Here is a 7,932-nt window from a genome sequence, read left to right on the forward strand (position 1 = left end):
CAACGTGGCGAGCCTCGACGAGGCGATCGCCTTCATCAACGCCAACCCCAACGGCAACGGCACCTCGATCTTCACCAGTTCCGGCTGGGTGGCCCGGCGCTTCGAGACCGACATCGACGTCGGCCAGATCGGCATCAACGTGCCGATTCCGGTGCCGGTGGCGTACTTCAGCTTCACCGGCTCGCGGGGTTCGAAACTCGGCGATCTCGGCCCCAACGGCAAGCAGGCGATCGCCTTCTGGACCCAGACCAAGACCGTGACCGCCCGCTGGTTCGCGCCGGAGAACGTCTCCGGCGGCATCAACAGCACGATTTCGCTGGGCTGAGCCCTGCGGGTCAGGCGTCGAGCAGCGGCAGGCTCTGTTCAAAAAGACGCTCGATGGGACCGAGCTGGCTTTCGTGAAGCACCAGGAGCGTGGAGAGATCGCCCGCGTGGCCGCTCGGCGGCACCAGCAGGGCGAACTCGCCCTCCTCGAGATGGAACTCGTGGATCTCGCGCGGGCCGAGCGGCGTCTCGCACAGCGAGCAGCGGTAGGGCTCGTCCTCGCCGTACACCAGGCGGTGGTACATCTTGAACAGCGTATAGAGCGCAAGCCCGCCCTCGAAGGCGGGCCAGCGCGCAGGCGACGCCGCGACCTCGGCGCTCACCGTCGCGCCCTCGGCCTGGGCCTCGGCAATGGCCTCGGCCAGAGGGGCGGCCAGGATGGCGCCATTGTCGGCGGGCAGCGGGGCATTGCCGCGCACCGCCCGGTCGAAGTCGCTCACCGCGGCGCGAAAGTCCTCGAGTGACGCCAGCGGGTAGTCGACGTGCTCGAGCTCCTCCGGGACGAAACTGCCGTTCTGCCAGCCGTGAATCACGCGTAGCGTCACCCGGCCGCGCATCATCGGACGGGCCAGCAGCATGTAGAGCACTACCTTGAGATGCAGCTCGCGCTCCGGGGTGCTCTTGTCGAAGGCGTGATAGGGGGCGGCGAACAGCCGGTGCAGGCGCCCCTGAATGTGTTCCTTGGCCTCGATGACGGACATGACGGGTTCCTTTGCAGCATCGTCTAATCTAAAAGTACGGCTTTTTCATCGCGCTGGCACTCATTATTATTCACTTCCCCGCCCTTGCGCCGCGCCTTAGGCTAGAGCCCTTCGACGGCTGCGTGCCGACCCCGATTTCCCGACGTTTTACAAGGATGCGAAACGATGATCCGCAGCATGCTGACCACGCCCGATGGCCAGGTTCGAATCGGCGGCGCCGAGCTTTTCGAGCAGTGGCAAAAGGACCCGCAGGGTCATCTCTGGCTCGACCTGCAGGCCGAGCCCCAGGAGGTGGAGCGCGGCTTTCTAGAGGGTTTGAAGTGCCACCCGCTGGCCATCCAGGATGCCCACAAGGAGCGCCATCCGCCCAAGATCGAGGAGTTCGACAACCACACCCTGATCATCTATCGCGGCATCTCGTCCTTCGATGCCGAGCTCAATTACGTGCCCCAGCAGGTCTCGTTCTTCGTCGGCGAGCGCTTTCTGGTGACGCTGCACCCGGGCGAGGCGATGAGCATCGAGCGGCTGTTCAATGCCCAGGGTCAGGCGCTTTTGGCGCAGTCGCCGGAGCGGGTGGCGCTGCGCGTCATGTACATCTCCGCCGGGTTCTACAGCGACAGCCTCCTCGAATTCGAGACCGCGCTGAGCGATCTCGAGGACGAGTTCCAGGACAACGGCAACGATGTGCTGATGCGCCAGCTCACCCTCTACCGATCGCGGCTGGTCAAGATGCGGCGAATATTCAGCTACCACAAGGGCATCACCCAGGAGCTCACCGCCTACGACTACGAGCACCTGCCGCGGGATCAAAGCGAGACCCTGCACGCGATCAACGACGTCGCCGAACGCTTCGAGCGACTCTACAGCCTGACCCAGATGTACTACGACATCTGCGGCGACCTGATCAACGGCTACATCTCGATCTCCTCGCACCAGCTCAACATCACCATGCGCGTGCTGACGGTGATCACCGCGATCTTCGTGCCATTGACCTTCATCGCCGGCATCTACGGGATGAACTTCGAGAACATGCCGGAGCTCGGCTGGCGCTACGGCTACTTCTTCGTGTGGGCGCTGATGCTGTCGATCGCCGGCGCGCTGATCTGGTACTTCCGGCGCAAGAAGTGGTTTTGAGTCGTCACCGCGCGCGAGGGGGATGGAGAACGCGCTGAAGTTTGATAGGGTCTTGCAAACCCACGCAGAACCCGACGAAGGAGAACTTCGATGGCCGACGCGCACTTCCCCGTTCCCGCCACCATGGCCGCCATGCGGTTGACCGGCCACGGCGGCATCGACAAGCTCGAGTACCGCGAGGATGTCGCCACCCCCACGCCGGGCCCCGGCGAAGTGCTGGTGAAGGTCACTGCCACGGCGAAGAACAACACCGACCGCAAGGCCCGCGAAGGGCTCTACCCGACCAAGGGGCGTGAAGAGGTGACGTCGTTCGCCATGGGCGGCGCGCCCACGCTGACGTTCCCGCGCATCCAGGGCGCGGACATCGCCGGGCGCGTGGTGGCGGTGGGCGAGGGCGTCGACGCCGCGCGCATTGGCGAGCGCGGGCTTCTGGATTTCAACCTCTACCCGGATGCGCGCGCCGATATCAACCTCGCCCCGGACTACTACGGCCACGGCGCCGACGGCGGCTTCGCCGAGTACGTCGCGCTGCCTTCCGAGCAGTTTCATCACATCCCCAACCCCGATCTTGGCGACGCCGAGCTCGCTTCGATGGGCATGTGCTCCTATCAGACGGCGTATCACATGATGACCGCCGCCGGCGTGAAGGCTGGCGAACGGGTGCTGGTCAGCGGCGCCAGCGGCGGCGTGGGCACCGCGCTGATCCAGCTCTGCCGCGTGATCGGCGCGATCCCCTACGCGGTGAGCCAGCCGGACAAGGCGGAGGCACTTCTGGCGCTCGGCGCCGAGGCGGTGATCGACCGGGGCGATCTCGATACCTTCGTTGCCCGCGTGCTCGAGGCCACCGGCGGCGCGCCGATCGACGCGGTGATGGATCTGGTCGGCGGGGCGATGACCGATCTTTTCATCGACACCATGATCGCGGACATGAGCGCGCGCGAAACCTACCCGCGGCTTTCCATCGCCGGGGCCAGCGGCGGCAACGTCAGCGAGATCATGTGGACGCGCATCTACCTCTACCAGGTGCAGATCTTCGGCGTCTCCCACGGCACCCGCGAGGAGGCCGCGCAGCTGATGGCCTGGATCCGGGAAGGCAGGCTTTCGCCGGTGCTGCACGCGACCTTCAAGCTCTCGCAGCTGCACGAGGCGGAGCGCTACTTCGTCAGCCGGGGCAGCGATTATCTGGGCAAGATCGTCATCGTGCCGGACGCTGAGTGGCAGACCCACGGCGCGCCCTTCGCGCTTGCCCGCTGAGCTTCCCCATTGCCGTGTCTTCGATTCGAACGAGGAGTCGCCTTGTTGAACACTCGCCATAGCATCCAGTTGATGGACACCCACGCCGGCGGCGACGTCAGCCGCATCGTCACCGCCGGCATCGACGCGCTGCCCGGCGCCACGGTGCGCGCGCAGATGGAGTACCTGCGCGACGACGCCGACGGCCTGCGCCGGCTGCTGCTCGAGGAGCCCTACGGCATTCCCGAGATGTCGGTGGATTTGCTGGTACCGCCGACCCACCCGGAAGCAGTGGCGGGCTACATCATCATGGAAGTGATGGGCTACCCGATCTATTCCGGCTCGAACACGCTGTGTACCGCCACGGCGGTGCTCGAACTGGGACTGGTGCCCAAACGCGAAGGCCTTCAGCGCTTCAAGCTCGAGGCTCCGGCGGGGCTGGTTCAGATCGAGGCACGGGTACACGACGGGGTGGTCGAGTCGGTGACCTGCGAGGGGCTACCCAGCTACATCGACACCTACCGCGATAGCCTCATGGTGCCGGGCGTGGGCGAGGTGACCTACTCGATCGCCTACAGCGGCGGCTTCTACGCCCTGGTCGACGCCGAGGCGCTCGGCTTCAAGCTGACCCTCGACGAGGAGGCCGAGCTCGCCGCCTGCGCCTACAGGATCGTCGAGGCGATCAAGGCCAAGCGCGGCTTTTCCCACTACACCCTGGGCGACGTGGGGCCGCTGCCGTTTCTGCACTTCATGGGGCCGGAAGAGGCGGTGGGCGAGGGCTATACCCGTTCGCGTTCGGCCACCTACGTCCACCCCGGCGTGATCTGTCGCAGCACCACCGGCACCGGCACCTCGGCGCGGCTTGCGCTGATGAAGTATGAAGGGCGCCTCGAGATCGGTGACAAGCTCGAAACCGTGTCGCTGCGCGAGACCGGGTTCATCGGCACCTTCACCGGCACCCACCGGGAAGGCGCCTACCAGGTGGTCGAGAACACCATCACCGGGCGCAGCTACGTGCTCGCCGAGTCGACGATCGTGATCAACTGCGAGGACCCGATGGTGCGCTGCGGCGAGCTGCACCACATCCTGAGCGACCGGCACCGGGACGCCGACTCCGGTTAGGGCGAGACCTTGCCGCGCAGCGACTTGATCGCTCCCTTGCGAGTCTTGTCGTCCACCCGGCGGCGCTTGGCGCCCTTGCTGGGCTTCGTGGGGCGGCGCACCTTGCGCGGCTTGACCGCCTCCTTGATCAGCGCCTTGAGCCGCGCCAGGGCGTCCTCGCGATTGAGTTCGAGAGTGCGGTGGCTCTGGGCTTTGATGATGATCACCCCCTCCTTGGTGATGCGCTGATCCGACAGCGCCAGCAGCCGCTCCTTGTAGAAGCGTGGCAGCGTCGAGCGCTGGATGTCGAAGCGCAGGTGCACCGCCGAGGCGACCTTGTTGACGTTCTGCCCGCCGGCGCCCTGGGCGCGAATCTGGTGGATGTCGATCTCCCACTCCGCCAGGGTCACGTTGCTTGAAAGCGTCAGCATGTCGGCTCCTTCTAGCCTGCCAGGTTGGTGATCGACTCGCCGTCGAGAAAGGCGCGCAGGTTGGCGAAGGCGTCCCCGAAGTAGAGCTCGAAGCTATCCTTCTCCACGTAGCCCAGGTGCGGCGTGGCAATGACGTTGGGAAGCGCGAGCAGCGGATGCTCGGTCACCGGCTCCACATCGAACACGTCCACCGCCGCGCGGCCCGGGCGGCCCTGTTTTAATGCGGCTTCGAGTGCGCCTGGTTCGATCAGCCCGGCGCGGCTGGTGTTGACGATCAAGGCGTCTGGCTTCATGCGCGCCAGGTGCGACGACGTGACGATGCCTTGGGTCTTGTCGTTCAGGCGCAGGTGCAGGGTGAGCACGTCGGCGCGCTCGAAAAGCTCCTGCTGGTTCTGCACTACCCCAAGGCCGTCGGCGATGGCGCGCTCGCGGCTGCCCGCGCGGCCCCATACCAGCACCTTCATGCCGAAGGCCTGGGCGTAGCGCCCGACCACGCTGCCGATGCGCCCGTAGCCGAAGATGCCGAGCGTACGCCCCTTGAGTCCGGTGCCGAGCGTACGCTGCCAGCGCCCGGCCTTCAGGTTCTCCACCTCCTCGGGGAGGTGGCGCATCGCTGCCAGTACCAGCGCCCAGGTCAGCTCCGCGGCGGCGTCCGGCGAGCCCTTGCCGGTCATCACCGTCACGCCGTGGCGCTTGCAGGCGGCAAGATCCACATGCGCCGCGCCGCCGCCGGTCTGGCTGATCACCTTGAGCCTCGGCAGGCGCTCGAGCAGCGCGGCGGTGATCGGGGTGCGCTCGCGAATCAGCACCAGGGCGTCGGCGTCCTTGAAGCGCTCGACCTGGGCATCGAGCTCGGTCACGGTGTCGTTGTAGATCGTCACCGCGAGGCCCTCGAGCGTTGCGAAGGCGTCGAGGTAGCGAACGCAGTCCTGGTAATCATCGAGAATGACGATGTGCACGGGCGTCTCCTTTCGGTGCGGGCGAGTCCATGAGTCTCTGGACCTTCATTAAAGCACACGCCGCAAGCGCCGTTGAATGCCGGCAGGTAAGCTTGGCTATTCTTGAGCCCACGACCATCCAGAGCCCATTCCAGGAGAAGCACCATGAGCGAGTATCTGATCGACGAAGGGGCGCTGAGCGCCGGCACGCTTTACCGGCTGATGTCCGGGGCGATCTGCCCGCGACCGATCGCCTGGGTAGCGACCTGCGACGCCGAGGGACGCAGCAACCTGGCGCCGTTCTCGTTTTTCAACGTGGCGAGCGTCAATCCGCCGGTGCTGGCGTTCTCGCCGCTGCTCGATGGCGAGGGCTGCGCCAAGGATACGCTGAACAACATCGAGGCGACCGGGGAGTGCGTGGTACACGTGGGAAGCGAGGATCTGATCGAGGCGCTCAACGCCTCCAGCGCCTCCCTGGCACCCGGCGAGGACGAGTTCGCCCACGCCGGGCTCGACAAGGCGGCGATGGCCGGGGTGCGCGTGCCGCGTATCGCCACCGCCCCCATCGCCTTCGGCTGCACGCGCCATGACGTGATTCGCTTCGGCGACCAGCCGCTTTCCGGCTCGCTGGTGCTGGCCCGGGTCGTGAGTCTCTACGTGGACGAGCGTATCTGGGACGGACGCCACGTGGACATCGACGTGCTCAAGCCCACCGGACGGCTCGCCGGCAACGACTACCTGCGCGCCACCGACCGTTTCGTGATCGAGCGCCCGCGCTGAGCTGCCAGCGCAGCGGCAAGGCAAAGGGTGGGTGGCGCTCAAGTCGGCGGCGTTTTGGCCGATAGACTCCCCCGAGGTGCGCGCATTGCGTTCCAGCCGGGGGGAGTGCCCACAAGGCACGGCCACGCTTTCAAAACGATGACTATAAGCGAACACCAAGAATGAAGAAGTCGTTAAGTATTCGTACCATGCTGATCACCCTGTTTGCGGCGGCGGTGCTGGGGGCCGGCGTGCTCGCCGCGACCGGCTGGCTGACCAATCAGCGGCTCGTCGATGCCCAGCGCTACATCACCGGCGACGTGCTGCCGCTCCAGGAGGCCAGCCGCCATCTGGTGCTGACCATGGGCGCCTTCGGCCAGCGCCACGCCGACCTGCTCGCCGCCCAGAGCGATGCGGCCCTCGAGGCGGTCACGCCCCAGGCGGCGCTGGACGAGCGTTTCCAGCGCGGCCGGGCGGACCTGGCGCGCCTGGAGAGCGGCGGGCAGAGCGAGCAGCTCGCCACCCTCGATCACGACTATGCGCGACTGCTGGCCGGGGATGCGGCGCTCGAGACGGTGCGCCGCGACACGCTGCGCTTTCGCGGCTCGATCGCCGCACGTATCCAGGAGATGGAAGAGCGCATCGCCAGCGTCATCCAGAGCGCCCAGACGATTTCCGATCGCACCATGTACAGCCAGGCGCGTCGCTTTGCCGACCAGCGCGATCTGATGGAGGCCTGGCGCGAGGAGGGCACCACGACGCTGCCCACCCAGCTGCTGGACAACCTCTACGCCCCGCAGGTGGATATCGGGCGACTCAGCGGCGAGGCGCGGCTCGCCATCTCGCGGCTGGCGGACCTGAGCCGCCAGATGGTCCAGGCCGAGGACATGGACGCGCTGATGGACCTGCGCAACTACGTGATCGCTCCCCAGGTGAGCCTTGCGCTAGAGTCGCTGGCCGCCATCGCCGAGGCGCCCAGCACCGAAGTGGAGCAGCGCGCGATGATCAACGCGCTGGCCGAGGAGATCGAGGCGCTCAACGAGCTGATGGTCGAGGCGCCGGAGTCGGTGTTCGCCCTGCGCGAGGCGCAGCTCGCCCTGGCCGCCCGCACCCAGGCGGCGCTGCAGGAGACCGCCGGGGCGCTGGAGGCGATGAGCGTCGATCTGAACGCCGTCAATACCCATATCGCCGCCCAGGCGAGCACCGCGAGCGCCCAGGCGGAAGGCCTAGCGGACACCGGGCGCACGCTTCTGGTGCTGGTGGCGCTGGGGGTGATCGTGGTACTGGCGGTGTTCGGCTGGCGCACCCTGG

The 7,932-nt window shown here is 66.7% G+C and carries 8 protein-coding genes and 1 pseudogene; 6 read left to right on the plus strand and 3 right to left on the minus strand.

Annotated features, from left to right (window positions below):
* The coding region (locus tag BIS11_RS06755) for an aldehyde dehydrogenase family protein (protein WP_253585853.1) at nt 1–325 on the plus strand (325 nt) is incomplete at its 5' end.
* A 10-nt stretch (nt 326–335) separates the two neighbouring features.
* Here BIS11_RS06755 and BIS11_RS06760 read toward each other — a convergent pair.
* A complete protein-coding gene (locus BIS11_RS06760; protein ID WP_253418717.1) occupies nt 336–1,025 on the minus strand; it encodes a hypothetical protein in 690 nt (229 codons plus the stop codon).
* Between the two features lie 165 nt (nt 1,026–1,190).
* Between BIS11_RS06760 and BIS11_RS06765 the strand changes: the two genes are divergently transcribed.
* From BIS11_RS06765 to BIS11_RS06775, 3 genes are all read left to right on the plus strand, one after another.
* A complete protein-coding gene (locus tag BIS11_RS06765) occupies nt 1,191–2,159 on the plus strand; it encodes a magnesium transporter CorA family protein (protein ID WP_253418719.1) in 969 nt (322 codons plus the stop codon).
* Nucleotides 2,160–2,249: 90 nt separating this feature from the next.
* Nucleotides 2,250–3,413 carry a zinc-binding dehydrogenase gene (locus BIS11_RS06770; protein ID WP_253418721.1) on the plus strand — a complete coding sequence of 388 codons (1,164 nt, stop codon included), beginning with the start codon at nt 2,250–2,252 and terminating at the stop codon, nt 3,411–3,413.
* Between the two features lie 45 nt (nt 3,414–3,458).
* Complete coding sequence (locus tag BIS11_RS06775) at nt 3,459–4,514, plus strand: proline racemase family protein (RefSeq protein WP_253418723.1); 1,056 nt, start codon at nt 3,459–3,461, stop codon at nt 4,512–4,514.
* On the opposite strand, the gene arfB is transcribed toward BIS11_RS06775, so the two are convergent.
* Both arfB and BIS11_RS06785 read right to left on the minus strand, forming a co-directional pair.
* Entirely contained in the window at nt 4,511–4,924 is a 414-nt protein-coding gene (gene arfB, locus BIS11_RS06780; RefSeq protein ID WP_253418725.1) for an alternative ribosome rescue aminoacyl-tRNA hydrolase ArfB, read from the minus strand. The genes BIS11_RS06775 and arfB overlap by 4 nt on opposite strands.
* 11 nt (nt 4,925–4,935) lie before the next feature.
* Entirely contained in the window at nt 4,936–5,883 is a 948-nt protein-coding gene (locus BIS11_RS06785) for a D-2-hydroxyacid dehydrogenase family protein (protein ID WP_253418727.1), read from the minus strand.
* A gap of 144 nt (nt 5,884–6,027) precedes the next feature.
* On the opposite strand from BIS11_RS06785, the gene BIS11_RS06790 reads away from it, so the two are divergent.
* Together BIS11_RS06790 and BIS11_RS06795 are read left to right on the plus strand one after the other, a co-directional pair.
* Nucleotides 6,028–6,642, plus strand: a complete 615-nt coding sequence (locus tag BIS11_RS06790) for a flavin reductase family protein (RefSeq protein ID WP_253418730.1) — start codon at nt 6,028–6,030, stop codon at nt 6,640–6,642.
* Between the two features lie 161 nt (nt 6,643–6,803).
* Nucleotides 6,804–7,932: pseudogene (locus tag BIS11_RS06795) on the plus strand (methyl-accepting chemotaxis protein); the annotation flags it as partial.

The sequence above is a fragment of the Halomonas sp. 707D4 genome (assembly GCF_024158685.1).
In the GTDB taxonomy this organism is placed as follows: domain Bacteria; phylum Pseudomonadota; class Gammaproteobacteria; order Pseudomonadales; family Halomonadaceae; genus Vreelandella.

Bases quoted from the DNA above. Each gene is read 5' to 3' on its own strand.
- BIS11_RS06760 (WP_253418717.1), bottom strand. From the start codon at position 1,025: ATGTCCGTCATCGAGGCCAAGGAACACATTCAGGGGCGCCTGCACCGG.
- BIS11_RS06765 (WP_253418719.1), top strand. From the start codon at position 1,191: ATGATCCGCAGCATGCTGACCACGCCCGATGGCCAGGTTCGAATCGGC.
- BIS11_RS06770 (WP_253418721.1), top strand. From the start codon at position 2,250: ATGGCCGACGCGCACTTCCCCGTTCCCGCCACCATGGCCGCCATGCGG.
- arfB (WP_253418725.1), bottom strand. From the start codon at position 4,924: ATGCTGACGCTTTCAAGCAACGTGACCCTGGCGGAGTGGGAGATCGAC.
- BIS11_RS06790 (WP_253418730.1), top strand. From the start codon at position 6,028: ATGAGCGAGTATCTGATCGACGAAGGGGCGCTGAGCGCCGGCACGCTT.